Below are 24,819 nucleotides of genomic sequence, written 5' to 3'. Positions count from 1 at the left end.
GGCGATGAGCAGCGGCTCGCACCGGACCGAGCCGCGCGAGCACGGACACGACCAGCGCACTCGACCGCGCGCCGCGCTCACCATGGGCGCCGTCGTGGCGTTGCTCTGTGTCGAGCTGGCGTTCGTCGCGCCCTACGCACGTTGTGCGGCGGACCAGCTGTCCCACGCTCAACCCGCCTGGTTTCTGCTGGCTGTCGCCGCGGAGGCGGTGTCGATGGCGGCCTTCGCCCGGCTGCAGCGCCTGGCGCTGAGTACGGGCGGGCTGCGGGTGGGACTGCGCGCCGCGGTTTCCGCCGTGTTTGCCGGGAACGCTCTCAGTGCGACCCTGCCCGGCGGCAGCCTGGTGTCGATCACCTACCGGACACGACGTATGCGCGCCTGGGGTGCCGGCTTGCCGTTGATCGGCTTCACCCATGCTGTCACCGGCGTGCTGAGCGCGGTCGCACTCGTCGTGCTCGCCGCGGTCGGCGGGACTCTGGCTGGGGACAGTGCCCGGCTTGCAGGGGCGGCCCTTCAGGTTTCAGCGGCTTGTGCGGCCACCGTCGCCGCGCTCGCGCTCGTCCGGCACACCGATGTGCTGCGCCGGCCGGTGAGCGCCCTGCTTCGTGTGTGGCAGAGACTGCGGCGCGGCAAGGGCGGGCAGACGTCGGCCGACGGCCTGCTGGGGGAGTTGGCTGCCATGCGGCCTCCAGCTCGCTTCTGGATCCTGGGACTCGGCGCTGCCCTGATCAACTGGGCCGGCGATCTCGTGTGTGTGCTCGCTGTGTGCCATGCGGTGGGCTCGGCCCCGGCCTCGGACAAGGTGCTGCTCGCCTACGTCGCCGCGATGACGGCCGTATCGGCTCTGCCTCTGTTGCCCGCGGGGCTCGGCCCTCTCGACGCGGCTCTGGTCCTGACTCTGCATCACGGCGGAATGCCGATGGCGGCCGCCACGGCCGCTGATCTTCTCTACCGGACCCTCAACCCGGGACTGATCGGTGTCGCCGGGTGGTCGGTCCTGCTCGTCCGGCGGCGGAGCCGGTCAGTGCGTGGCCGGATCCGGCCACAGGGCCCGTACCGCGTCGCCGACCCCGTCCACGAGCGTGGGGTCGAGCATGGCCACCTGGAGGATGTAGCCGGGTAGGAAGCAGACCAGCGCGCCGGCGATCGACTCGGCGGTCACCTCCTTGGGCAGAGCGCCACTTTTCTGGTGCTCTCGCACGATCTCTGCGAGGTCGGAGCGCATCCGGGTCAACAGGGTGCTGAACTGTCCGGCCAGCGTGGGGTTTCGCAGGGCCTCGGACCAGGCCAGCACGGCCAGCCTTGCGATGTCGTGTTCCGCGGACCGAGCTGACACGAGGTCGAGGACATCGGCGATGACCGCTCCTACGGAACCCCTGGGCCGAGTTGTGGCGACGGTGTGGACCAGCGTCAGAACCTCACGCATGTTCTCTTCCGCGATAGCCAGGATCATCTCGTCCTTGCTCGCGAAGTGCCGGTAGACCGCGCCCGCCGAGAGCCCGGACTCCGCGAACAGGTCCTGCATCGACGTGGAGTGGAACCCGTCGCGCAGGAAGCATCGTCGGGCCGCGTCCAGAATCTGGGCACGGCGAGCGTCCATGTACTCCTGGGACACCTTCGGCATGGGGCACCCTATCCAATGAAAAACGAATGTTCGTCTTGACTCTCTGATGCGGAGCCTAGCAGACTGGGCCCCTGGAGAACGATCATTCGTTTTTTGGAGGCAGGGTCGTGAAGTCCCCGTTGGCGGGAAACCAGTCATGGCGTCGCGTGGCCATCATGACAGTGGCGTTGCCGCTGGTGATCTCACTGGCGGTGATGGCCTACGCGTGGCCTGCGGCGCGCATGGGGCCGCGTGACCTGCCAGTGGGGATCGTGGGCACGAGTACGGCAAGCCAGGGCGCGGTCGAGGGCCTGGCGCGCAGCAAGCCGGGCGGCTTTGACTTCCATCTCTACCCCGACGAGGCGTCGGCGCGGTCCGCCATCAGGGAGCGGGACGTCTACGGTGCCTTCGTCGTCACCCCCGGCAGTTTCACCGTGCTGGAGTCCACTGCCGCGAGCCCGGCCGTCGCCCAGTTGCTGGGCGAGGTGGGTCGGCAACTGGCCGCCCATGCATCCAGGGCGGCCGCGGACCGTGCATCCAGGGCGGCCGCGGACCGCCCTGCCTCATCTGCCCATGGGAGGTCCGCTCGCTCCAAGGGAGGCAGGTCCGGCGCCGAAAAGCCGGCGCAGGTCCGCGTGAGGACGGTGGACGTCGTTCAGACCTCGGCGGACGACCCCCGCGGCGTCGTCTTCAGCTCGTCGCTTCTGCCGCTGACGATCTGCAGCATCATGATCGCCTTGGTCGTTGCCATGTCACTGAGGCTGAGACCTGTGTCGCGTCTCCTGATCTTGATCGTGATGAGCGCAACGGCAGCCCTCGGGGTCTACGCGGTGGCCCAGGGCTTTCTCGGCGCCCTGCCGCACGACCATCTGGCAACCTGGGCTTCCCTGGCACTCACCGTTCTCGCTATCAGTGCCACCACTGCCGGGGTGGTCGCGCTCGTGGGTTCGGCGGGGCTTGGACTGAGCGCGGCGCTCATGGTCTTTGTCGGCAATCCGTTTTCCGGCAGCACATCCGCACCAGAGCTGCTGCCCAAGGCGGTTGACGACATCGGCCAGTGGCTGCCGCCGGGCGCCGGCGCGAGCCTCGTGCGCGGTACGGCCTACTTCAACGGCAATGACAGCGCGGGCCACATTGCCGTCCTCACCCTGTGGAGCGTGCTGGGACTGGCAGCCGTCCTGTTCGGCCACCGTGCGTCCCCCTTCGCGAAGGGCCCCCTCGCCGACGAGAGCGCGACGGTGGGTACGGAGGCTCCGGCGAACGACGCCACGCCGCCCCATGCGCCGTCGTCCCCCGAGGAGTCCGCACACTCGTCTTCGCCTGCACCGATCGGGATGCACGCACACGCGCACGCCCGACACGCTGCGGGCGCCTGATCCGGCCCTTGAGGAGAAGGCGGCGCCGCCTGGGCCCCGTTGGGGGCCGGTCAGCCGCGTCGCGCGGGTTGGGACGCGGACAGGTTCTGGTCGGCGGCCCAGGAGGTGAGGACGCGCAGCCGTTCGTGGGTGGGGGAGCCGGGCTCGGCGGTCCAGACGGTCAGGTGCTGGTCGGGGTCCGTGTTGGCGGTGGGGGTGTCCCGGTCCAGGACGAGTTCGCCGACGACCGCATGGTTGAGGGTCTCGGTCCCGGCGGTGCGGGCGGCGACGCGGTGGTCGCCCCACCACTGGGCGAACTGCTCGTCGGGCGTGGAGAGTTCACCGACCAGTTCGATCAGGCGAGGAGCGTCGGGGTACTTGGCCGCCTCCATCCGCAGCTGGGCCACGGAGATCTGGGCAGAGGCCTCCCAGTCGGCGTACAGGGTGCGCATCGCCGGGTCGGTGAACTGGTTCCGCGGGTGGTTGCGGTGCTTCCCCGGGATGCGGGAGAAATCGGTGATCAGGGCGGCGGCCAGCGCGTTCCAGGCCAGGATGTCGCCGCGCCGGCCCTGCGCGATGGCCGGGGTCGCCGTCAGGTCGTCCAGGACGCGCTGGAGCTGCGGCTGGACCTTCTGCCGGCCGCGGCGCCGGGTGCGGGTGGTGGGCTTGCCGGCGAGCTGGAAGATCGGCGGCCTGACCCTCGCCAATGTCATCGGCGTGCCGGTCGGCTCCTTCGCCGGCCGGCTCACCGGCTGGCGCGGCCCCTTCTGGGCCCTGGCCGCTCTTGCCGGGCTCGCCGCCGTGTTCATCGGCCGCTTCGTCCCGGCCCGGGAACAGCGCTCCGGGGTGTCCCTCCGGGCCGAGGTCCGCGCGCTGCTGCAGGGCCGTCTGTGGCTGGCGCTGAGCGCTGTCACGTTCATCATGGGCGGCGTCCTGGCGACCTACAGCTACATCAGCCCGCTGCTGACCGAACGCGCCGGTGTCCCCGAGGGCGCCGTACCGGCCGTGGAATCCCCTCCGGCCCAGTCGCGGGAGCCGGGAGCCGACACAGGCCCCGCTGGACGCCCCGTAACGCGGCTCAGCCCCCCGCCGGGCCAGTCGTACTCCCCCCGCCCCAGAACGCCTCCAGAATGCGTTCCGCTGCCCGTGTCGCCGTCAAGCTGCCCTGCCTGACCTGGCGTTCGAGGTCCGGTGCGGTTTCGCGGACCGCCGGGTCGGAGTGGAGGCGGTCCAGCAGTTCGTCGCGGACCATGGCCCAGGTCCAGCGGACCTGTTGGTCGCGTCGCTTGGCGGTCAGCCGGCCGGTGGAGTCGAGCAGCGTACGGTGCTGTTCCAGGCGCTCCCAGACCGTGTCCAGACCCGTGGTCTCACGGGCGCTGCAACTCAGCACCGGCGGGGTCCAGAAGGCCTCCTTGCCGTGCATCAGACGCAGCGCGCCCGCCAGTTCGCGGGCGGCGGCCTTCGCGTCGCGCTCGTGCGGGCCGTCCGCCTTGTTGACGGCGATCACGTCGGCCAGCTCCAGGACGCCCTTCTTGATGCCCTGCAGCTGGTCGCCGGTGCGGGCCAGGGTGAGGAGGAGGAAGGAGTCGACCATCTCGGCGACCGTCGTCTCCGACTGGCCCACGCCGACGGTCTCCACGAGGATCACGTCGTAGCCCGCCGCCTCCATCACCACCATCGACTCCCGGGTGGCCTTCGCGACCCCGCCCAGCGTGCCCGCGCTGGGGGAGGGGCGGACGAAGGCCGCCGGGTCGACCGCCAGGCGTTCCATGCGCGTCTTGTCGCCGAGGATCGAACCGCCGGTGCGGGTCGAGGAGGGGTCGACCGCCAGGACCGCGACCCGGTGGCCCAGCGAGGTCAGCAGCGTGCCGAACGCGTCGATGAACGTCGACTTGCCGACTCCCGGCACCCCGCTCACGCCGATCCGCCGCGCCCGGCCGCTGTGCGGAAGGAGCTGCGTCAGCAACTCCTGTGCCAGCGACCGGTGTTGGGGACGGGTGGACTCGACGAGCGTGATCGCGCGAGCCACGATCGCCCGCTTTCCGTCGAGCACGCCCTTCACATAGGCGTCGAGATCGATCGCTGCCATCGGCGCCCTACAGCTCGCGGCCGGCGTCGGCCGACGACGCGTGGCCGAGGTCTGCCGACAGCCGCTTGACCAGGTCGTACGCCGCGTCCGGGATCACCGTCCCGGGCAGGAACACCTCCGCCGCGCCCATCTCCCGCAGCGTCGGCACGTCCTGGGGCGGGATCACTCCGCCGACCACGATCATGATGTCCTCGCGGCCCTCCTCGGCGAGCTTCTCGCGCAGCGCGGGGACGAGGGTGAGGTGACCGGCGGCCAGCGAGTTCACGCCGACCACGTGCACATCCGCCTCGACCGCCTGCCGGGCGACCTCCTCCGGCGTCTGGAACAGCGGGCCGACGTCGACGTCGAAGCCGAGGTCGGCGAACGCGGTCGCGACCACCTTCTGGCCGCGGTCGTGGCCGTCCTGGCCCATCTTGGCGACCAGGATGCGCGGCCGGCGACCCTCGGCCTCCTCGAAGGCGTCGACCAGGGCACGGGTGCGGTCCACGGACGCGGACCGGCCTGCTTCGTTGCGGTACACGCCGGAGATGGTACGGATCTGGCTCGCGTGCCGGCCGTACACCTTCTCCAGGGCGTCGGAGATCTCGCCGACGGTCGCCTTGGCGCGGGCCGCGTGGACGGCCAGCTCCAGCAGGTTCTCCTTGCCGTCGGCCGCCCGAGTGAGCGCGTCCAGGGCGTCCTGGCAGGCCTGCTCGTCCCGTTCCGCGCGCAGCCGCCGCAGCTTCTCGATCTGCTGGGCGCGTACGGAGGAGTTGTCGACCTTGAGGACCTCGATCGCCTCGTCGTTCTCCACGCGGTACTTGTTCACGCCGATCACCGGCTGACGGCCCGAGTCGATGCGGGCCTGGGTGCGGGCCGCCGCCTCCTCCACGCGCAGCTTCGGGATGCCGGCGTCGATGGCCTGCGCCATGCCGCCCGCCTGCTCGACCTCCTGGATGTGCGCCCAGGCCTTGCGCGCGAGGTCGTACGTCAGCTTCTCCACGTACGCGCTGCCGCCCCAGGGGTCGATGACCCGGGTGGTGCCCGACTCCTGCTGGATGAGCAGCTGGGTGTTGCGGGCGATGCGCGCGGAGAAGTCGGTCGGCAGGGCGAGCGCCTCGTCCAGGGCGTTGGTGTGCAGCGACTGGGTGTGGCCCTGGGTCGCGGCCATCGCCTCCACGGCCGTGCGCGTGACGTTGTTGAACACGTCCTGCGCGGTCAGCGACCAGCCCGAGGTCTGCGAATGGGTGCGCAGGGAGAGGGACTTGGTGTTCTTCGGCTCGAACTGCGAGACCAGCTTGGCCCACAGGAGCCGGGCCGCCCGCATCTTGGCGATCTCCATGAAGAAGTTCATGCCGATCGCCCAGAAGAAGGACAGGCGCGGTGCGAACGCGTCCACGTCCAGGCCCGCTTCCCGGCCCGCGCGGAGGTACTCGACGCCGTCCGCGAGCGTGTAGGCCAGCTCCAGGTCGGCCGTCGCGCCCGCCTCCTGGATGTGGTAACCGGAGATGGAGATGGAGTTGTAGCGGGGCATCTTCTGCGAGGTGTACGCGAAGATGTCGGAGATGATCCGCATCGACGGCTTCGGCGGATAGATGTAGGTGTTGCGGACCATGAACTCCTTCAGAATGTCGTTCTGAATGGTTCCGGCCAGCTTCTCGGGCGGTACGCCCTGTTCCTCCGCAGCCACGATGTACAGCGCCAGCACCGGCAGCACGGCGCCGTTCATCGTCATCGACACCGTCATCCTGTCCAGCGGGATGCCGTCGAACAGCTGCCGCATGTCGTAGATGGAGTCGATGGCCACGCCCGCCATGCCGACGTCACCGGTCACGCGCGGGTGGTCGCTGTCGTACCCCCGGTGCGTGGGCAGGTCGAAGGCGACCGACAGGCCCTTCTGGCCGGCCGCCAGGTTGCGCCGGTAGAAGGCGTTGGACTCCTCGGCGGTGGAGAAGCCCGCGTACTGGCGGATCGTCCAGGGCTGGTTGACGTACATCGTCGGGTAGGGGCCGCGCAGATACGGCGCGATGCCCGGGTAGGTGCCCAGGAAGTCCAGGCCCTCCAGGTCACGGCCGGTGTACAGCGGCTTGACCCCGATGCCCTCCGGGGTCTCCCACAGCGGCTCTTCGCTCCCGGTCGCCCGCGCGACGGCCGCACGCCACTGATCGGCACCGCCGTCGGCGACCGGTGTCCCCAGCTCGATGCCGGAGAAGTCGGGGATTCCCATCAGGACACTCCCATGCGGTCGAGGGTCGCGGACAGCACGTCGATGGCGTCGCAGCCCGCGAAGACGTACGAGTCGATGCCGGCGTACTCGCCCCGGCCCGCCAGGAACACGTGCCGGGCGCCGGCCGCCCTGAGCGACTCGGCGGCCTGCTCGGCCTGTTCGGCGTAGAGCGCGTCGCTGGAGCACAGCACGGCCTCCGTGGCGCCGCTGTCCTCGAAGGCGCCCTCCGTGACCGGCTCGATGCCGCCCGCCTGGAAGAGGTTGGCGGCGAAGGTCGCGCGCGCGGTGTACGCGGCGGCCGGGCCGATGGTCGCCAGGAAGACCCGGGGGCGGGCGCCGGTCGCCGCGAGGTGGGCGTCGGAGCGGGCGCGCAGCTCCTCGTACGCCTCGTCGCGGCGCACCCGGGGCAGACCGCCGGACGGCGGCTCGGGCGCGGGCTCGCGCTCCACCGGCTTCTCCGCCAGCAGCGGGAACTCGCTGACGCCGGTGATGGGTTCGCGCCGCTTGGCGAGCTTCTTGGAGCGCTCCGCCCAGGTCGTCGCGAGGTCCGTGCGCAGCCGGCCGGAGCGCAGCACGGCCGCCTGGCCGCCGTCGCGCTCGACGGTCCGGAAGAACTCCCAGGCGGCCTGGGCGAGTTGGTTGGTGAGCTGCTCGACGTACCAGGAGCCGCCCGCCGGGTCGATGACCCGGGCCAGGTGCGACTCCTCGATGAGGATCGTGGAGGTGTTGCGGGCGATCCGGCGCGCGAACGCGTCGGGCAGGCCGAGCGCGTGGTCGAACGGCAGGACGGTCACCGAGTCGGCGCCGCCGACCCCGGCGGCGAGCGTCGCGACCGTCGTGCGGAGCATGTTCACCCACGGGTCGCGGCGGGCCATCATCACCGGCGAGGTCACCACGTGCTGCACCTGCGCGCCCGGGGCCCCGCAGACCTCGGCGACCCGGGCCCACAGCCGGCGCGCGGCGCGGAGCTTGGCGACGGTGAGGAACTGGTCGGCGGTGGCGGCGTAGCGGAACTCCAGCTGTCCGGCGGCCTGTTCGACGCCGAGCCCCGCTTCGGTGAGCTCCCGCAGATACGCCACACCGGTGGCGAGCGAGGCGCCCAGCTCCTGCGCGGCCGAGCCGCCCGCCTCGTGGTACGGCAGCGCGTCCACGGTCAGAGCGCGCAGACCGGGGTACTGCTCGGCGCAGCGCGCGGCCAGGGCGGCGTACGGCGCGAAGTCCAGCGGGGTGCCGGTGCGGGCCTCGTACCCGAGCGGGTCGCCGCCCAGATTGCCGCGTACGGCCTCGGCGGCCACGCCCTTCTCCGCGTACAGCCGCAGCAGCGCATCGGCGGCCTGCCCGGTGTCCCGGCCGGCGTCCAGGACGACCGGCGCCAGGTCCAGGTACACACCCTCCAGCGCCCGGCCCAGCCCGTCCACCGGGATGCCGCCCTCGCCCAGCACGAGCCACAGCGAGGTGCCGCCGTTCTCCAGGTCGGCCAGGACGGCGTTCTCCGTGAGGGCGGTGTGCCGCTGCCGTACGTCCCAGCCACCCGCGGTGTTGCCCTCGGGGCGGCCGCCGCGCACGTACGGCGCGAAGCCCGGCAGGCCGGGATCGGGCGCGGCGTCGCGAGCGGTGTACAGGGGCCGGGTGCGGAGCCCGTCCTCCAGCGTCGTGGACAGGGCGTCCTCAGCTGCCGCGCCCGAGACTTCCTTGCCCGACTTGCGCAGCACGCCCTCGACCAGGCGTTGCCACTGCTCGTGTGTCGCGTCAGGGAACTCGGCGGCCAGTGTGAGCCCGTCGTCAGGCAGGACCGTCATGGCTCGGATGCTAGGGCAGCACGCTCGAATGAGAGTAAACCGGGGCCTGTGACGTTGCCCTCCTCGCGGTTGTGACCTGTGCCGCTCAGCCGTTGGACGGCTCCTCGTCCGGGTCCGGCAGGTCCGGGACGAGGGCGCACATGGCCGCGTGCTGCTCGGGGCCCATGGAGTCGGCGAGGGCCTGCCGCACGGTTCCGGCGAGCAGGGCGGAGGTCTCGCCCAGCAGCTCGCGCGCCTTGGCGGTGAGGGCGACCTGTACACCGCGCTTGTCGCCGCACACGGACGTGCGGGCGACCAGACCGGCCCGCTGCAGGCAGGCGATCTGGTAGGTGAGCCGGGTCTTGGGGCGGCCGAGGAGGTCGGCGACCTGGGTCATGCGCAGTCCCGCCCGGGGCTGTTCCGCCAGCAGGCACAGGATCAGGAACTCGTCGTGGGAGACGTCGAGGGTCTCCTTCACGACCGAGCGCAGCCGCTGCTCCACGGCGCCCGTGGCGGCCAGCAGGACCATCCAGGCGCGCAGTTCCGCGGGCAGCAGGCCGTCCGCCGAGGCGGGACATTCGAGCTGGTCGGCGGGGTGCGCGTCGGAGGCGGACATGGGTCGAGTCTACCCGTTGTCCAATTTTGGACCAGGAGGTTGTTCAGTTTTGGACTTACGGGTTGTTCAAATTTGGAGGACGCGCTAGCGTGGCGGGAGTCATCCAAATTTGAACCACTCACCTCCGGAGTACGACCATGACCGTCGCCGTGCAGACAGGCACCTGGCAGCTCGACCCGGCCGCGTCCACCGTGGGACTGCGGCACAAGACCATGTGGGGGCTCGTCACCGTGAAGGGCACGTTCGCCGCCGTCACCGGCGGCGGCGAGGTGCGCGCCGACGGCTCGGCCGGCGGCACCGTGACCCTGGAGGCGGCCTCCCTGGACACCGGGCACGCCAAGCGGGACACCCACCTGCGCTCGGCCGACTTCCTCGACGCCGCCAACCACCCGGAGATCACCTTCGCCGCCCGCGGCGCCGACCGCCTCGACGGCGACGGCGTGCGGGTCACCGGTCAGCTGACCGTGCGGGGCATCAGCAGGCCCGTGACCTTCACCGCGCGCCTGACCGACGCGAGCGACGAGGCGCTCACGCTGGACGCCGAGTTCACCGTGGACCGCGAGCAGTTCGGCATGGGCTGGAACCAGCTGGGCATGATGCGCGGGCTCACCACTGTGACGGCGAAGCTGCGTTTCACGCGGACCGAGGCGTGAGCCGCCCGATCGGCCCTGGAGGCCGGCCAAGCCCTTGAGGCCTGCTCAGCGCTTGGATGCTCCTGATCCCTCGGGCGCTCCCGACCCCTTGGATGCTCCTGAGTCCTTGAGGCCCAGCTCGGCCCGGCTCACGTCCTTGGTCGAGAGCGTCTGCGGGGTCGCCGTGAAGGCGCGCAGCCGGATGTGCGTGTACTTCTTCGTGGGCACCGGGAAGCCGCCCTGGGGTGCCCGCAGCTCGACGGTCGCCGTGGTGTGCGCGGGGATGGTGGCCGGGCCGTGCGCCAGGGACCAGTACCGGTTCATGCCCTGACCCGTCGTCAGCATGTAGTGCGGGGTCAGCGCGTTGCCCCCGGTGTTGGTCACCCGCACGGTCATCGTGGACAGGGTGCGCGCCGAGCCCTGCCGGACCGCCGTGATGGCCATCCGCAGCGGCGGCCTGCCCGTCACCGCGAGGGTCGCGCTCACCAGCGGGGGCGTGATCAGCAGGACGACCGCGGCGGCCAGGGCCGGCCTGCGGCGCGGACCGGTCAGCCACCGGGGCCGCGGCTGCCACGCCTTCCTGAACTCCGACAGGGGCACGGTGATCGCCGCCGCCAGCCACAGCGGCGTGTACATCAGGTAGTAGCCGTCCTGGGACCGGGTCGCCAGGTAGAAGGCGCACCAGGGCAGCACGGTCGCGGCCGGGCCCAGCCGCCGTACGAACAGCACGAACAGCGCCAGCAGGGCCGCGGCGAGCAGCATGCTCGCGTGGCCGTACCAGTCGAGCCGGTCGCTGCCGTGGGTGAAGTACAGGGAGATGCCGACCAGACCCTGGCCGTGCACCACCGCACCCTGGGTCAGCGGCAGGGCGATGCCCCGGAACCACGGGCCCGGCTCGCTGACGATGAAGTACGCGTTGATCAGCAGCCAGGTCAGGACCGCGGTCCCGGCGATCCGCAGGACCACCCGCGCCGCCTGTCGCCCGCCGAGCTCACCGCGGCGCACGGCGTAGATCCCGGCCAGCAGGAACGGGGTGACGAACCAGGGGAGTTGCTGTGCCGCGCACGCGGCCCCGATGCACGCGGCCCGCGCGATCCCGGCGGCACCCAGCCGTCCCCCGGCGCCGAACCGCGGCCAGCGCACGACCACCGGCATCAGCAGGACCAGGCCGACGATCGCCGGGTAGCCCTGACGGGCGTACATCGGCAGGAAACCGAAGCCCAGGCAGAGCATCGTGGCGGCCGATCGCCACGGCGTCGGCAGCAGCCGCCACAGCACCACCGCGCCCACGACCAGTACGACCGTCACCGCCAGGGTCGCCGGTGCGCCGACGTGGCCGAGCCACAGGAAGGGCACGGTGAGCAGCGGCGTCAGCGGAGGATAGCCGTACGTGTAGTCGTAACCGCCGGTCGTCGTGGCGGTCAGGGCGACGCCCTTGATGTGGAACAGCCACGGCCACGGATGGTCGTACACCTGGTGTCCGCCGACGATCTCCTTCGCGGCCTGTGTGGTCAGGACCGCCTCGTCACCGCCCGCGTGGTTCAACGCCCAGGCGCACAGGGTGAGTGCGATCGCGGTCACCAGCACCACGGCGTCCAGGCGGGCCAGCGAACGCGCCCGGCGGACCGTCAGCGCGAGCACGCCGGTCACCAGGATCGAGGCGTAGCAGGCGGAGATGACCCCAGCGAGGACCAGCTTGTGCGTGGCCGCCTGCGCCCACACCGTGCGCGTGCCGATGAACAGGCTGACGTCGGCGAGCAGCGTCAGCACGCGGTGCCACTGCGCGGGTGGCTCACGGAGCTCCGCGGGGGCGACCGGTACGGCGGACACCGCCGACTTCGTCCGCCGGCCGGCTGTCACCTGCTGTGTTTCTGCCAAGTGCACGGCATCGGACGCTACTGGCGGCCGGTGAACACGGCGTGGCGGCATGTGAAGAGTCGGATATGAGCGCGGTAAGAAACGGACGTACTCGTACATGTGACGCAGGACGCTCCCCGCCGGGTGTCACCTGAGCGGTCGCGCAGTGTGTCGTTGTTGGGCCGAACGGGTGACTTGGCGTAAGAATTGGCTGGTGCAGGCATGGAGTACGAGTCAGGTCGGGGGGAGCCGGTGAGCCGTTACGACGTCACCGATGAACAGTGGGAAGGGCTCGCCCAGGTCGTGCCGCTGCGGGGGCGGGACGCGTGGCCGTCCGCCGTGAACCACCGCTCGCTGCCGGACGCCGAGACCGAGACCCGGCGCCGGTTCGTGGTGCTGCGCGTCAACGTCTTCGCCGACGCCCGGGAAGTCGCCGAGACCCTGATGGCCGGCGCGCCGGTCCTGCTCGACCTCTCCGGCGCGGAGACCGAGGTCGCCAAGCGCGTCCTCGACTTCAGCACGGGCGTGGTCTTCGGCCTGGGCAGCGGAATGCACCGCGTCGACCGCAACGTGTTCCTCCTGACCCCGCCCGGCACCGAGGTGAGCGGGTTGATGGAGGGGGCGGGGGTGTCGGGGGGCTGAGGGTGCCTTCGGTGACCGAGGCGGTATGCGGGGTGGCCTTCACCCGACCGGGTGGCCCCGGTCCCGTTCGGGGCTGCCGGACCGCCCGTTCGTAGGAAGGTTCCGGCAGGAAACGGTTCGGCAGGTGGGGCGGGTTCTACGGTCCGGGCATGGCCCTGCCCTCCGTGCCCGCTGAGCCCCCCGCCGTCCACGCGTCCGCCGGGACCGTACCCGCGCAGTCCCGGCGGTCCCCCGATGTGCGCGCCCGTATCACCGAGTTGCGGCTGTCGGCCTTCGCCGGACATCGGCGGGCCGGCTTTCCGCTGGGGTCCGTCACCTTGTTCGCCGGGCGCAGTGGAGCAGGCAAGACGACCGCGCTCACGGCGTACGCGGCGCTCGCCCGGCTCGGTGGCGGAGCCTCGCTCTACGAGGTGTTCCCGGACCCGGTCGCCTGCGTGCCGCAGCGGGCACGCCCGGATGCCGGAGGGCGGCGCGGCTTCCGGATCGGCTGTACGGCCGACGGCGCCGCGGGGCCGGTCCGGCTCGACGTCGCCGTACAGGCCGAACCGGAACTGAGGATCGTGGGGGAGCGGCTGACCGCGGGCGGGCTCGTCCTGCTGGAGACCGCGCTGCGCGACCCCGGGCGCGGTACCGTCCAGGCCGCCTGGCACACCGCGGGCTCCGCCCCGGTGACCCGTGCCCCGCTCCCCGACGATCGCCTCGGCACCGCCCTGCTGCCGCTGCGCGTGGCCGGCAAGACCGACGGACAGCGTCATGTGCTCGCCGCCGCCGAGCAGATGGTGGTCGCCCTGCGCTCCGCCTTCCCCTGCGACCCCCGCCCCGAGTACATGCGTGCTCCCGTGCCCACCGGCTCCGGCCGGCTGCTGTCCGGCTGCGACAACCTCGCCGACGTGCTGTGGCGCACCCGCGCGGAATGCGCCCGCCGGCACGGCCTGCTGGTCGACGCCCTGCGCGCGGGCTGCGCGGGCCCGGTGACCGATCTCGTCGCGGAGCCGCTGCCGGACGGCACGGTACGGGCGCTGCTCGACCGCGGCGACGGTCTGCGCACCGAACTCGCCCGGCTCGGCGACGGCGAACTGCGCTATCTCGCGCTGACGCTGGTGCTGCTGACCGGGCCCGGCGTCCTGGACGTGGACACCCCGGGCGAGGTGCCCGACGCCCTGCGGACCCTCACCGTCCTCGCCGACGGCTTCGACCGCGGCCTCGACCCCGCCCAGCGCCGGGAACTGCTGCGGACGGCCGTCCGGATGGGCGAGCGCGGGCACATCCGGTGTGCGGGCGCGGTGAGCGACGCGTCGTGGGCCGCCGGGACCGAGGGTGTCACGGTGGTACACCTGGACGCGTGACGGAACCTCTCGACCTGGCCCGACTCCAGCGCAGGCTCGCCGAGTTCGCGGCCGCGCGGAACTGGCAGCCCTACCACACCCCCAAGAACCTCGTCGCCGCGCTCAGCGTCGAGGCCTCCGAACTGGTCGAGATCTTCCAGTGGCTGACGCCGGAGGAGTCCGCGCGCGTGATGGACGACCCGGACACCGCGCACCGGGTCACCGACGAGGTCGCCGATGTCCTCGCCTATCTGCTGCAGTTCTGCGACGTCCTCGGCGTCGACCCGCTGGCCGCCCTGGCCGCCAAGATCGACCGCAACGAACGGCGGTTCCCGGCGCCGGGGGCGCAGCGCGCGTCCGAGCGCCCTCAACCGCCGGAGGGGTGAACTCCGTTATTACTCTCCGGAGTTGAAATGGCTGTTGAATCCGAATTGTTGTCCATAGATTTCCGTCTACCTCTGGTTTTTCGTCTTCAGTGCCCTCACGCTGGGTAGTGGACAAGGGAGTCCAAGAGGGCGTGTGAGGAAGCACGCGGAAGGACGGGGGCGACGCATGGACGCGATACGGCTCATCCTCACCAACAGGCGTGCGCTGGCGTACGCCGCCGACTCGGGCGAGATCATGGCGGAGGTGTGGCAGGCGCAGGCCCTGGCCCAGGCGGTCGGCAGCCGCCTCGCGGTCTCCGGCCCGCCCGAGCTGCGCGGCGAGGCGCTGGGCCTGACCGAACTGGCGGGCCGGGGCTGCGGGGTCCTGGACCCGCCCGAACTCGACCTGGGCGACCTGCGCGCCGCCCAGCTCACCGAGCTGGCCGACGCCCGCGAGACCCTGCTCTGCCTCGGGGGTCTGCTCGGCGAGGTCGGCATGGCCCTGGTCGGCATGGCCAGCGGGGCCGACGACGAGACGACGTACTGGCAGTGCATGGAGGCCATCGACGCGGCCGACGAGTCCCGCGACCGCGTCCTGGAGATGCTGCGCAAGCTGGCGGCGCGGGAGGAGACGTTACGGGAGGACGAGAGCCGGAAGAGTGCGAACGGCGATCAGAAGAGCCTGAACGACAACCGCAGTAGCCCGTCCGGCGTTTGAGGACGGGGCCGTTCAGGTCGAAGCGGGGGTCCGGGGCGGCAGCCCCGAGGACGGCACGCCGGACGAGGACGGTCCACCGCCCTGTCGGCACCGGCGCGCTCGGCGGGCGAATTTCACCCGACCGGGGACGGCCGCGCCGGGCGGTACCGGCGCGGTCGGCGTGGCGTGCGGCGTGCAGGATGGATGTATGGACCTTCGAATCTTCACCGAGCCCCAGCAGGGGGCCACCTACGACACCTTGCTCACCGTGGCGAAAGCCACCGAGGACCTTGGCTTCGACGCCTTCTTCCGCTCCGACCACTACCTCCGCATGGGCAGCGCCGACGGGCTGCCCGGTCCCACGGACGCCTGGATCACGCTCGCCGGACTGGCCCGTGAGACCAAGCGGATCCGTCTCGGCACGCTGATGACCGCCGGAACGTTCCGGCTGCCCGGTATGCTCGCGATCCAGGTCGCCCAGGTCGACCAGATGTCCGGCGGCCGGGTCGAGCTCGGGCTCGGCGCGGGCTGGTTCGAGGAGGAGCACAAGGCGTACGGCATCCCGTTCCCGAAGGAGAAGTTCGCGCGGCTGGAGGAGCAGCTCGCGATCGTCACCGGGCTGTGGGCGACCGAGGTGGGCAAGACCTTCGACTTCCACGGCACGTACTACGACCTGACCGACTCGCCCGCACTGCCCAAGCCGGCCCAGAAGAAGGTCCCGGTGCTCATCGGCGGCCACGGCGCGAGCCGTACGCCGCGGCTGGCCGCCCGGTTCGCCGACGAGTTCAACATCCCCTTCGCCTCCGTGGAGGACAGCGAGCGGCAGTTCGGCCGGGTGCGTGCCGCCGCGGAGGAGGCGGGCCGGGGTGCGGACGCGCTGACGTACTCCAACGCGCTCGTGGTCTGTGTCGGCCGGGACGACCGGGAGGTCGCCCGCCGCGCCGCCGCGATCGGCCGTGAGGTCGACGAGCTGAAGGCCAACGGCCTGGCCGGCTCGCCGGCCGAGGTCGTCGACAAGCTGGGCCGGTACGCCGCGATCGGCTCCCAGCGGATCTACCTGCAGATCCTGGACCTCACCGACCTGGACCAACTGGACCTGATCTCCACCCACGTCCAGCCACAACTGCCGTAACACCACCCACCCCGACCCCGACGTCCGTGCCGCGACTCCTGGCCTCCGTTCCTCGGGCCCTGTCCCAGGGGGTCCGGCCTTTCGGGCGCCTGGCCTCCGGTCCTCGGGTCCCGGCCTCCGGGCCCCGAACCACGGTCCAGGTCTCCGGCCCTGGGTCGCGGTCCTGGTCTCTGGTTTCCGGGTCTGGGCCGCGGTCCTGGTCTTTGGCTCCGGTCCCAGCCCTTGGCCTTCGGCCCCCGGGCCCTGTCTCCGGGCCCCGGCCCCCGGGCTGCGGCCACGTGCTGCGGGCCCTGGCCTCCGGTTTCCGGGCCCGACCCCGGGCCAGGTGTCTGCCCCCGGCCCCAACCCTTGGCCTCCGGCCTCCGGCCTCCGGCCCCCGGGCCCCGGGCACGGTCCTGGTCTCCGGGTCCGGTCTCCGGGCCGCGGTCCAGGTCTCCGGTCTCCGGCCTCCGGCCCTGGCCCCTGGTCTCCAGCCCCCGGCCCCGGCGAGGGGCTGCCGTCGTGGTGTGTCGCGGTGGTGGTTTTTCGGCTGCCTTGCTGCCGCCCTCGGGCTGCGGCGCTGGCCTACGATGCCGTAACTGTGGACGACTTGTGTCGGAACTGTGGGCTCCATCACAGCGCAACCGGTCAAGGCTTGATCGGATGGCGGGGTGCGCAAAGTTCTCCCTCTCGCCCTCAGTGGCCTGTTCGCCCTGTCGGCATGTCAGTTCGCCGGTAACGGCGACGACCCCGTCGACGAGGCTCGCCGCCTCAACACCATGGCGGCGTTCCCGCTGCACGCCTACATCCCGGATCCCGCGTCGGACGGCGCGAAGACCGTCAGCCGGGCACAGTGGGTCCTCGGCAGGCAGTGCATGGTCCGGCTCGGCTTCTCCGGCTTCGCGACGCTCGACCCCAAGGCCGTCGAGTCGACCTACCCGGTCCGGCAGGGGACGTTCACGAGCGAGGACATGCCGGGCGACGACACCCCGTACGGCGTCGTCGACCCGGACCTGGCCGCCGAGCACGGCTACCACAACCGGAAGACGGACACGTCCGCCCAGCCCCAGCAGTGGCCCGCCGACCAGTACGCCGCGCTCACCGGCACCTTCGAATCAGGGGACAGCCGCGTCACGCACGGCCACCGCATTCCCGAGGGCGGCTGCCTGGGAGAGGCGACTCGGAAGATCTACGGCCCTGCGCCCAAGGCGACGAAGGTCAACGGCGTGAAGCTGTCCGGCTATTACTCGCTCGCCCTCGAACTGTGGTACGAGTCCCACAAGCGGGCGAGCAAGGACCCGGCCTGGAAGAAGGCCGACAGCGCATGGTCGGCCTGCATGAAGAAGAAGGGCTTCCACTACTCCGACCCGGACAAGGCGTCGATCGACTCCCACTGGTTCGGGCCCGGCAAGCCGTCGGACAAGGAGAAGAGGACGGCGGCCGCGGACGCCCGCTGCAAGCTCGACACCGGCTATGTCCCCGCCGTGCACTCCCTCGACGTGCGCACGCAGAAATCCTCCATCGGCAGCAACAAGGAGAAGCTGGAGGCTCTGCGCGCCGCCGACGAGCGGGCGGTGCGCAACGCCCGGACGATCGTCACCCGCGACTCCTGACCGGCACGGAGCGAAATCCGGTGGTCAACGGGGATTCCGGACGGAAGACTCGGTCATGTGTTCCTGACGATCTCCATGCGCGGCGACGCCGCCCACCCGGCCACCGACCTCGGGTACCTGCTGCACAAGCACCCCGACAAGGCGCAGCAGTTCTCCACGTCCTACGGCACTGCGCACGTCTTCTACCCCGAGGCGGACGACCGGCGCTGCACGGCCGCGCTGCTGCTGGAGATCGACACCGTCGCGCTGGTCCGGCGGGGCAAGGGCAAGGGCCGCGGCGGAGCCCCCGACGCGGCTCTCGCCCAGTACGTCAACGACCGCCCGTACGCGGCCTCCTCGCTGCTCGCGGTAGCGCTGAGCGGCGTGTTCTCCAGCGCGATGAAGGGCACCTGCCAGGCCCGGCCGGAACTCCCGGCCCGGACCCGGCCGTTGCGCATCGAGGTGCCCGCGCTGCCCGCCCGCGGCGGCCCGGAGCTCGTACGGCGTCTCTTCGAGCCGCTGGGCTGGACGGTCACCGTCGAACCGGTCGCCCTGGACGCCGAGTTCCCCGAGTGGGGGGACTCGCGCTACGTGCGGCTCGTCCTGGAGTCCGAGGCGCTGACCCTCGCCGAGGCCCTGCGCCACCTCTATGTCCTGCTGCCGGTCCTCGACGACGCCAAGCACTACTGGGTCTCCTCCGACGAGGTCGACAAGCTGCTGCGGGCCGGTGAGGGCTGGCTGCCCGAGCACCCGGAGCAGAAGCTGATCACCAGCCGCTATCTCTCCCGCCGCTGGTCGCTGACCCGGCAGGCGATGGAGCGGCTGGAGCTGGTGCGGCTCGCGGAGGCCGACGACAGCGAGGTCGAGGAGATCGACAACGCCGTCGAGGAGGAGAGCGAGACGGAGGAGAAGTCCACCCCGCTCGCCGTGCAGCGCAGGGAGGCGATCCTCGCCGCGCTGCGGGACAGCGGCGCCGGCCGCGTGCTCGATCTCGGCTGCGGCCAGGGCGAGTTGCTGCGCGAGCTGCTGAAGGACCCGCGGTTCACCGAGATCGTCGGCGTCGACGTGTCGGCGCGCGCCCTGACCATCGCCTCCCGGCGGCTGAAGCTGGACCGCATGGGCGAGCGGCAGGCCTCGCGCGTCAAGCTCTTCCAGGGCTCGCTCGCCTACACCGACAACCGGCTCAAGGGCTATGACGCCGCCGTGCTCAGCGAGGTGATCGAGCACCTCGACCTGCCCCGGCTGCCCGCCCTGGAGTACGCCGTGTTCGGGCACGCCCGCCCGCGCACGGTCCTCGTGACCACCCCGAACGTCGAGTACAACGTCCGCTGGGAGACCCTGCCCGCCGGACACGCCCGGCACGGCGACCACCGCTTCGAGTGGACCCGGCAGGAGTTCCGCACGTGGGCGCACACGGTGGCCGAACGGCACGGCTACGACGTGGAGTTCGCGCCCGTCGGGCCGGACGACCCGGAGGTCGGCCCGCCCACCCAGATGGCCGTCTTTGTGATGAACACAGCCGTGATCAGGACCGAGAAGGAGGTGAAGGCAGCATGACCGGGTCGACACGGAACCAGGGGCGGATCCTCCCCGTCACCGATCTGTCCCTCGTGGTCCTCGTCGGTGCCTCCGGCTCCGGCAAGTCCACCTTCGGCCGCCGGCACTTCAAGCCGACCGAGGTGATCTCCTCGGACTTCTGCCGCGGTCTCGTCTCCGACGACGAGAACGACCAGAGCGCCACCCGGGACGCCTTCGACGTCCTGCACTACATCGCCGGCAAGCGGCTGGCGGCGGGCCGCCGCACGGTCGTCGACGCCACCAGCGTGCAGCAGGACGCCCGGCGCCAGCTGATCGAGCTGGCCAGGAAGTACGACGTGCTGCCCATCGCCATCGTGCTGGACGTGCCGGAGGAGGTGTGCGCCGAGCGCAACGCGGCCCGCACCGACCGCGCCGACATGCCCCGCCGGGTCATCCAGCGGCACATCCGCGAACTGCGCCGCTCGCTGCGGCACCTGGAGCGGGAGGGCTTCCGCAAGGTGCACGTGCTGCGCGGCGTCGAGGAGGTGGAACACGCCACCGTCGTCACCGAGAAGCGCTTCAACGACCTCACCCACCTCACCGGCCCCTTCGACATCATCGGCGACATCCACGGCTGCTCCGCCGAGCTCGAGTCGCTGCTCGCCAAGCTGGGCTACGCGGACGGCGTCCACCCGGACGGCCGTACCGCCGTGTTCGTCGGCGACCTGGTCGACCGCGGCCCGGACACCCCGGGCGTGCTGCGCCGGGTGATGTCCATGGTCGAGACGGGCAACGCGCTGTGCGTGCCCGGCAACCACGAGAACAAGTACGGCCGCTACCTCAAGGGCCGCAAGGTCCAGCACACCCATGGGCTGGCCGAGACCATCACGCAGATGGAGGGCGAGAGCGAGGAGTTCGAGGAGCGGGTACGCACGTTCCTGGCGGGCCTGGTCAGCCACTACGTCCTCGACGGCGGCAGGCTGGTCGTCTGCCACGCCGGCCTGCCCGAGAAGTACCACGGCCGCACCTCCGGCCGGGTCCGCTCGCACGCCCTGTACGGCGACACCACCGGCGAGACGGACGAGTTCGGGCTGCCGGTGCGCTACCCGTGGGCGGAGGACTACCGGGGCCGCGCGGCGGTGGTCTACGGCCACACCCCGGTCCCCGAGGCGAGCTGGCTGAACAACACCATCTGCCTGGACACCGGGGCGGTCTTCGGCGGCAAGCTGACCGCGCTGCGCTGGCCGGAGCGCGAGCTGGTCGACGTACCGGCCGAGCGGGTCTGGTACGAGCCGACGCGCCCGCTGCGCTCGGAGGCGCCCGGCGGTCAGGACGGCCGGCCGCTGGACCTGGCGGACGTGTACGGCCGCAGGGCGGTGGAGACCCGGCACGCCGGCATGGTCGCGGTCCGTGAGGAGAACGCGGCGGCGGCGCTGGAGGTCATGAGCCGCTTCGCGACCGACCCGCGCCTGCTGCCGTATCTGCCGCCGACCATGGCGCCGACGGCGACTTCGCAGGTGGATGGCTACTTGGAGCACCCGGCGGAAGCCTTCGCGCAGTACGCGGCGGACGGCGTCGAGCGGGTCGTGTGCGAGGAGAAGCACATGGGCTCGCGAGCCGTGGCCCTGGTGTGCCGGGACGCGGAGGCGGCACGCAGGCGCTTCGGCGTGGACGGGCCGACCGGGTCCCTCTACACCCGCACCGGGCGGCCGTTCTTCGACGACACGACGGTGACCGAGGAGGTCCTCGGCCGGCTGCGCGCGGCGATCGGGGCCGCCGGGCTCTGGGACGAACTGGCCACCGACTGGCTGCTGCTGGACGCCGAGCTGATGCCGTGGTCGCTGAAGGCCTCGGGGCTGCTGCGCAGCCAGTACGCGGCCGTCGGCGCCGCCTCCGGCGCGGTCTTCCCGGGCGCGCTGGCCGCCCTGGAGGCGGCCTCGGCCCGGGGTGTCGGCCTCACCGGCCTGCTGGACCGGCAGCGGGACCGTGCCGCCGACGCGGCCGCGTTCACCGCCGCCTACCGCCGCTACTGCTGGACCACCGACGGCCTGGACGGCGTCCGCCTGGCGCCCTTCCAGCTGCTGGCCGTCCAGGGCCGCAGCCTCGCCGCGCTGCCGCACGACGAGCAACTGGCCCTGATCGACCGGCTGGTGGAGCACGACGGCACCGGACTGCTGCAGACCACCCGGCGGCTGTACGTCGACACCGGTGACCCGGAGTCGGTGCGCGCGGGTGTCGACTGGTGGCTGGAGATGACCGGCCGCGGCGGTGAGGGCATGGTCGTCAAGCCGGCCGGCGCGGTGGTCCGGAACGCCGACGGGCGGCTGGTGCAGCCCGGCATCAAGTGCCGCGGCCGGGAGTACCTGCGGATCATCTACGGGCCCGAGTACACCCGGCCGGACAACCTCGCCAGGCTGCGGCAGCGGTTCCTCAACCACAAGCGGTCGCTCGCCCTGCGCGAGTACGCCCTCGGCCTGGAGGCACTGGACCGGCTGGCGGAGGGGGAGCCGCTGTGGCGGGTGCACGAGGCGGTGTTCGGGGTGCTGGCCCTGGAGTCGGAGCCGGTGGACCCCCGCCTGTAGCCCGTCACGGCGCACTCGGCCTGTTGTTCCGCGGCAGGGCCAGGTGTCCCCGCCGGCCCGGGGTCGGCCGGCGGGTGGTCCGGCGGGCCGTGGGCAGGCCGATCGTGACGGTCCTGGACCGGGGGCAGGAGGGCACGGGCTTACGGCTGCTCACCCCTCGACCACCCCGGTCCGCTCGCCGCGTTCCTGCGCCTTCAGGAGCCGGCCCCGCCGGACGCGGTCGACCGGGGGGCCGTCGAACTCCTCGTCGCCGAACGGCTGGTGCCGGCCGCCGGAGGCCGGGCGGTGGCCCTGCCCCCGCGCATCCGGCGCCGGCCGGTGCCCTGCACCGTGATCCGACCGCCTGCGCCGAGGCGAGCCGGAGTCCCACGGACCGACCGTTTGTCGTCGATGAGACGAAAACAGGAAGGGGCGGAAACGGTCCGCAAGGGCGTGAAGACGGTCGGGTGCGGCCAGGATGGAGGCATGGCATACCACGTGGACTCCGAGGCCGGGCGGCTGCGCCGCGTGATCCTGCACCGGCCCGATCTGGAGCTCAAAAGGCTCACCCCCAGCAACAAGGACGCCCTGCTCTTCGACGACGTGCTGTGGGTGCGCCGGGCGCGCGCCGAGCACGACGGGTTCGCCGACGTCCTGCGGGACCGCGGCGTCGCCGTCCACCTCTTCGGCGACCTGCTCACCGAGACCCTGGAGATCCCCGAGGCCCGCACCCTCGTCCTCGACCGTGTCTTCCACGACAAGGAGTACGGCCCCCTCGCCGCCGACCACCTGCGCGCGGCCTTCGAGGCCCTGCCCGCGCGCGAGCTGGCCGAGGCGCTCGTGGGCGGCATGACCAAGCGGGAGTTCCTGCAGGCGCACGCGGAGCCGACCTCCGTGCGCTTCCATGTGATGGACCTCGACGACTTCCTCCTCGGCCCCCTGCCCAACCACCTCTTCACCCGCGACACCTCCGCCTGGATCTACGACGGGGTCGCCATCAACGCCATGCGGCTGCCGGCGCGGCAGCGCGAGACCGTCCACTTCGAGGCGATCTACCGCCACCACCCGCTGTTCCGCGACGAGCTCTTCCACGTCTGGTCCCAGGGGCAGGCCGACCATCCCTCCACCATCGAGGGCGGTGATGTCCTGGTGATCGGCAACGGCGCCGTGCTGGTCGGCATGAGCGAGCGCACCACCCCGCAGGCCGTGGAGATGCTGGCGTACAAGCTGTTCGCGGCCGGCTCCGCGCGCACCATCGTCGCGCTCGACATGCCCAAGCGGCGCGCCTTCATGCACCTCGACACCGTGATGACCATGGTCGACGGCGACACCTTCACCCAGTACGCGGGCCTCGGCATGCTGCGCTCGTACACCATCGAGCCGGGGGTCTCCGAGAAGGAGCTGAAGGTCACCGACCATCCGCCGGAGCACATGCACCGCGCGATCGCCGCCGCCCTGGGCCTCGGCGAGATCCGGGTGCTGACCGCCACCCAGGACGTGCACGCCGCCGAGCGCGAGCAGTGGGACGACGGCTGCAACGTCCTCGCCGTCGAGCCCGGGGTCGTCGTCGCCTACGAGCGCAACTCGACCACCAACACGCATCTGCGCAAGCAGGGCATCGAGGTGATCGAGATCCCGGGCAGCGAGCTGGGGCGGGGCCGGGGCGGCCCGCGGTGCATGAGCTGTCCCGTAGAGCGAGACACCGTATAAAAATGTGGAGCATCGTATAGACTTCCAGAGTCCCTGTAGTCGCAGTACATCTGGAGCGCCCCCCATGGCGACAGTCCCGACCGGCCTCGCCGGCCGCCACTTCCTCAAGGAGCTGGACTTCACCGAGGAGGAGTTCCGCGGTCTGGTCGAGCTGGCGGCCGAGCTGAAGGCGGCCAAGAAGGCGGGGGCGGAGACGCAGTACCTGCGCGGCCGGAACATCGCGCTGATCTTCGAGAAGACCTCGACGCGCACCCGCTGCGCGTTCGAGGTCGCCGCCGCCGACCAGGGTGCCCACACGACGTACCTGGATCCGTCCGGCTCGCAGATCGGCCACAAGGAGTCCGTGCGGGACACCGCGCGGGTGCTGGGCCGGATGTACGACGGCATCGAGTACCGCGGGGACAGCCAGGCCAAGGTCGAGGAGCTGGCGGCGTACGCCGGCGTGCCCGTCTACAACGGGCTCACCGACGACTGGCACCCCACCCAGATGCTGGCCGACGTGCTCACCATGACCGAGCACAGCGACAGGCCGCTGAGGGAGATCGCCTTCGCCTACCTCGGCGACGCCCGCTTCAACATGGGCAACTCCTACCTCGTCACCGGGGCCCTGCTCGGCATGGACGTGCGGATCGTCGCCCCGAAGGCCTACTGGCCCGCCGAGGACGTCGTCAGCCACGCCCTCAAGCTCGCCGAGGAAAGCGGCGCCCGGATCATCCTCACCGAGGACGTCCGGGAGGGCGTGTCGGGGGCGGACTTCGTCGCCACCGACGTGTGGGTCTCCATGGGTGAGCCGAAGGAGGTCTGGGCGGAGCGCATCGCCGCGCTCACGCCGTACGCCGTGACCATGGACGTCCTGCGCGCCACCGGCAACGCGGACGTGAAGTTCCTGCACTGTCTGCCGGCCTTCCACGACCTCGGCACGAAGGTCGGCGGCGAGATCCACGAGACCTACGGCCTGGACTCGCTGGAGGTCACGGACGAGGTGTTCGAGTCCGCGCACTCGATCGTCTTCGACGAGGCCGAGAACCGTCTGCACACCATCAAGGCGGTGCTGGTCGCCACACTCGCCCGCTGACCCTGGTCCACCGCCCCGACCAGGCCTTATCCTGACCGGCGGCCCGGCACCACCCCAGCCCGGACCGACGCCGCGACCTCACCCGGT

20 protein-coding genes and 1 pseudogene are annotated in these 24,819 nt (G+C 71.6%); 14 read left to right on the top strand and 7 right to left on the bottom strand.

Annotated elements, in window-relative coordinates; all coding sequences use genetic code 11:
• The first annotated feature begins 4 nt into the window (after nucleotides 1–4).
• Nucleotides 5–1,123: a lysylphosphatidylglycerol synthase transmembrane domain-containing protein gene (locus LMU33_RS01540; RefSeq protein WP_228616567.1), complete on the top strand. Its 1,119-nt coding sequence runs from the start codon at nucleotides 5–7 to the stop codon at nucleotides 1,121–1,123.
• On the opposite strand, the gene LMU33_RS01535 is transcribed toward LMU33_RS01540, so the two are convergent.
• A complete protein-coding gene (locus tag LMU33_RS01535; RefSeq protein ID WP_228616565.1) occupies nucleotides 1,022–1,624 on the bottom strand; it encodes a TetR/AcrR family transcriptional regulator in 603 nt (200 codons plus the stop codon). The two genes, LMU33_RS01540 and LMU33_RS01535, sit on opposite strands and share 102 nt — an antisense overlap.
• 155 nt (nucleotides 1,625–1,779) lie before the next feature.
• Between LMU33_RS01535 and LMU33_RS01530 the strand changes: the two genes are divergently transcribed.
• A complete protein-coding gene (locus LMU33_RS01530) occupies nucleotides 1,780–2,979 on the top strand; it encodes an ABC transporter permease (protein WP_228616563.1) in 1,200 nt (399 codons plus the stop codon).
• A 50-nt stretch (nucleotides 2,980–3,029) separates the two neighbouring features.
• On the opposite strand, the pseudogene LMU33_RS01525 reads toward LMU33_RS01530, so the two are convergent.
• A pseudogene (locus tag LMU33_RS01525) lies at nucleotides 3,030–3,644 on the bottom strand (MmyB family transcriptional regulator); the annotation flags it as partial.
• Here LMU33_RS01525 and LMU33_RS41865 point away from each other — a divergent pair.
• On the top strand, nucleotides 3,535–4,131 hold the full coding sequence (locus LMU33_RS41865) for an MFS transporter (RefSeq protein ID WP_372477846.1): 597 nt from the start codon (nucleotides 3,535–3,537) through the stop codon (nucleotides 4,129–4,131). The pseudogene LMU33_RS01525 and the gene LMU33_RS41865 overlap by 110 nt on opposite strands.
• Here LMU33_RS41865 and meaB read toward each other — a convergent pair.
• The 4 genes from meaB to LMU33_RS01505 all read right to left on the bottom strand — a co-directional run bounded on the left by meaB (nucleotide 4,037) and on the right by LMU33_RS01505 (nucleotide 9,647).
• Nucleotides 4,037–5,047: a methylmalonyl Co-A mutase-associated GTPase MeaB gene (gene meaB, locus LMU33_RS01520; RefSeq protein ID WP_228616561.1), complete on the bottom strand. Its 1,011-nt coding sequence runs from the start codon at nucleotides 5,045–5,047 to the stop codon at nucleotides 4,037–4,039. The genes LMU33_RS41865 and meaB overlap by 95 nt on opposite strands.
• A 7-nt stretch (nucleotides 5,048–5,054) precedes the next feature.
• A complete protein-coding gene (gene scpA, locus LMU33_RS01515) occupies nucleotides 5,055–7,253 on the bottom strand; it encodes a methylmalonyl-CoA mutase (RefSeq protein WP_228616559.1) in 2,199 nt (732 codons plus the stop codon).
• Complete coding sequence (locus tag LMU33_RS01510) at nucleotides 7,253–9,052, bottom strand: methylmalonyl-CoA mutase family protein (protein ID WP_228616557.1); 1,800 nt, start codon at nucleotides 9,050–9,052, stop codon at nucleotides 7,253–7,255. Before LMU33_RS01510 ends, scpA begins: the two co-directional genes overlap by 1 nt.
• 85 nt (nucleotides 9,053–9,137) lie before the next feature.
• The gene (locus LMU33_RS01505) at nucleotides 9,138–9,647 is read right to left on the bottom strand and encodes a MarR family winged helix-turn-helix transcriptional regulator (protein ID WP_228616555.1); all 510 of its coding nucleotides are present in this window, start codon (nucleotides 9,645–9,647) and stop codon (nucleotides 9,138–9,140) included.
• A 137-nt stretch (nucleotides 9,648–9,784) separates the two neighbouring features.
• Between LMU33_RS01505 and LMU33_RS01500 the strand changes: the two genes are divergently transcribed.
• The gene (locus tag LMU33_RS01500) at nucleotides 9,785–10,300 is read left to right on the top strand and encodes a YceI family protein (RefSeq protein ID WP_228616553.1); all 516 of its coding nucleotides are present in this window, start codon (nucleotides 9,785–9,787) and stop codon (nucleotides 10,298–10,300) included.
• 45 nt (nucleotides 10,301–10,345) lie between these two features.
• Here LMU33_RS01500 and LMU33_RS01495 read toward each other — a convergent pair whose 3' ends face one another.
• Complete coding sequence (locus LMU33_RS01495; protein ID WP_372477845.1) at nucleotides 10,346–12,163, bottom strand: hypothetical protein; 1,818 nt, start codon at nucleotides 12,161–12,163, stop codon at nucleotides 10,346–10,348.
• 195 nt (nucleotides 12,164–12,358) lie between these two features.
• Between LMU33_RS01495 and LMU33_RS01490 the strand changes: the two genes are divergently transcribed.
• From LMU33_RS01490 to argF, 10 genes are all read left to right on the top strand, one after another.
• Nucleotides 12,359–12,778, top strand: a complete 420-nt coding sequence (locus tag LMU33_RS01490) for a cell division protein SepF (RefSeq protein ID WP_228616551.1) — start codon at nucleotides 12,359–12,361, stop codon at nucleotides 12,776–12,778.
• Nucleotides 12,779–12,927: 149 nt separating this feature from the next.
• Complete coding sequence (locus LMU33_RS01485; RefSeq protein ID WP_228616549.1) at nucleotides 12,928–14,124, top strand: AAA family ATPase; 1,197 nt, start codon at nucleotides 12,928–12,930, stop codon at nucleotides 14,122–14,124.
• Entirely contained in the window at nucleotides 14,121–14,489 is a 369-nt protein-coding gene (locus LMU33_RS01480) for a nucleotide pyrophosphohydrolase (protein WP_228616547.1), read from the top strand. Before LMU33_RS01485 ends, LMU33_RS01480 begins: the two co-directional genes overlap by 4 nt.
• Nucleotides 14,490–14,655: 166 nt before the next feature.
• Nucleotides 14,656–15,186: a DUF6099 family protein gene (locus tag LMU33_RS01475; RefSeq protein ID WP_228616546.1), complete on the top strand. Its 531-nt coding sequence runs from the start codon at nucleotides 14,656–14,658 to the stop codon at nucleotides 15,184–15,186.
• A 187-nt stretch (nucleotides 15,187–15,373) separates the two neighbouring features.
• Nucleotides 15,374–16,297, top strand: a complete 924-nt coding sequence (locus LMU33_RS01470) for an LLM class F420-dependent oxidoreductase (protein ID WP_228616544.1) — start codon at nucleotides 15,374–15,376, stop codon at nucleotides 16,295–16,297.
• Nucleotides 16,298–16,947: 650 nt separating this feature from the next.
• Nucleotides 16,948–17,889 (top strand): hypothetical protein, encoded by a 942-nt coding sequence (locus LMU33_RS01465; protein WP_228616542.1) that lies wholly within the window; start codon nucleotides 16,948–16,950, stop codon nucleotides 17,887–17,889.
• A gap of 57 nt (nucleotides 17,890–17,946) precedes the next feature.
• Nucleotides 17,947–19,425 carry a 3' terminal RNA ribose 2'-O-methyltransferase Hen1 gene (locus tag LMU33_RS01460; protein WP_228616540.1) on the top strand — a complete coding sequence of 493 codons (1,479 nt, stop codon included), beginning with the start codon at nucleotides 17,947–17,949 and terminating at the stop codon, nucleotides 19,423–19,425.
• On the top strand, nucleotides 19,422–21,968 hold the full coding sequence (locus LMU33_RS01455; protein ID WP_228616538.1) for a polynucleotide kinase-phosphatase: 2,547 nt from the start codon (nucleotides 19,422–19,424) through the stop codon (nucleotides 21,966–21,968). The genes LMU33_RS01460 and LMU33_RS01455 overlap by 4 nt, the downstream gene beginning before the upstream one ends.
• 465 nt (nucleotides 21,969–22,433) lie before the next feature.
• On the top strand, nucleotides 22,434–23,657 hold the full coding sequence (locus LMU33_RS01450) for an arginine deiminase (protein WP_228616536.1): 1,224 nt from the start codon (nucleotides 22,434–22,436) through the stop codon (nucleotides 23,655–23,657).
• A gap of 64 nt (nucleotides 23,658–23,721) precedes the next feature.
• Nucleotides 23,722–24,732 carry an ornithine carbamoyltransferase gene (argF, locus tag LMU33_RS01445; RefSeq protein WP_228616534.1) on the top strand — a complete coding sequence of 337 codons (1,011 nt, stop codon included), beginning with the start codon at nucleotides 23,722–23,724 and terminating at the stop codon, nucleotides 24,730–24,732.
• The last annotated feature ends 87 nt before the right edge of the window (nucleotides 24,733–24,819 follow it).

It is taken from the genome of Streptomyces barringtoniae (assembly GCF_020819595.1).
GTDB lineage: Bacteria > Actinomycetota > Actinomycetes > Streptomycetales > Streptomycetaceae > Streptomyces > Streptomyces barringtoniae.
The sequence above is the reverse complement of the archived record's forward strand: the minus strand, read 5'-3'. Positions and strand labels throughout refer to the sequence as shown.

Bases quoted from the DNA above. Each gene is read 5' to 3' on its own strand.
- LMU33_RS01530 (WP_228616563.1), top strand. From the start codon at position 1,780: ATGACAGTGGCGTTGCCGCTGGTGATCTCACTGGCGGTGATGGCCTAC.
- LMU33_RS01450 (WP_228616536.1), top strand. From the start codon at position 22,434: ATGGCATACCACGTGGACTCCGAGGCCGGGCGGCTGCGCCGCGTGATC.
- LMU33_RS01470 (WP_228616544.1), top strand. From the start codon at position 15,374: ATGGACCTTCGAATCTTCACCGAGCCCCAGCAGGGGGCCACCTACGAC.
- LMU33_RS01490 (WP_228616551.1), top strand. From the start codon at position 12,359: ATGGAGTACGAGTCAGGTCGGGGGGAGCCGGTGAGCCGTTACGACGTC.
- LMU33_RS01540 (WP_228616567.1), top strand. From the start codon at position 5: ATGAGCAGCGGCTCGCACCGGACCGAGCCGCGCGAGCACGGACACGAC.
- scpA (WP_228616559.1), bottom strand. From the start codon at position 7,253: ATGGGAATCCCCGACTTCTCCGGCATCGAGCTGGGGACACCGGTCGCC.
- LMU33_RS01455 (WP_228616538.1), top strand. From the start codon at position 19,422: ATGACCGGGTCGACACGGAACCAGGGGCGGATCCTCCCCGTCACCGAT.
- LMU33_RS01505 (WP_228616555.1), bottom strand. From the start codon at position 9,647: ATGTCCGCCTCCGACGCGCACCCCGCCGACCAGCTCGAATGTCCCGCC.
- LMU33_RS01510 (WP_228616557.1), bottom strand. From the start codon at position 9,052: ATGACGGTCCTGCCTGACGACGGGCTCACACTGGCCGCCGAGTTCCCT.
- LMU33_RS01475 (WP_228616546.1), top strand. From the start codon at position 14,656: ATGGACGCGATACGGCTCATCCTCACCAACAGGCGTGCGCTGGCGTAC.
- LMU33_RS01500 (WP_228616553.1), top strand. From the start codon at position 9,785: ATGACCGTCGCCGTGCAGACAGGCACCTGGCAGCTCGACCCGGCCGCG.
- LMU33_RS41865 (WP_372477846.1), top strand. From the start codon at position 3,535: ATGGCCGGGGTCGCCGTCAGGTCGTCCAGGACGCGCTGGAGCTGCGGC.
- argF (WP_228616534.1), top strand. From the start codon at position 23,722: ATGGCGACAGTCCCGACCGGCCTCGCCGGCCGCCACTTCCTCAAGGAG.
- LMU33_RS01535 (WP_228616565.1), bottom strand. From the start codon at position 1,624: ATGCCGAAGGTGTCCCAGGAGTACATGGACGCTCGCCGTGCCCAGATT.
- meaB (WP_228616561.1), bottom strand. From the start codon at position 5,047: ATGGCAGCGATCGATCTCGACGCCTATGTGAAGGGCGTGCTCGACGGA.
- LMU33_RS01485 (WP_228616549.1), top strand. From the start codon at position 12,928: ATGGCCCTGCCCTCCGTGCCCGCTGAGCCCCCCGCCGTCCACGCGTCC.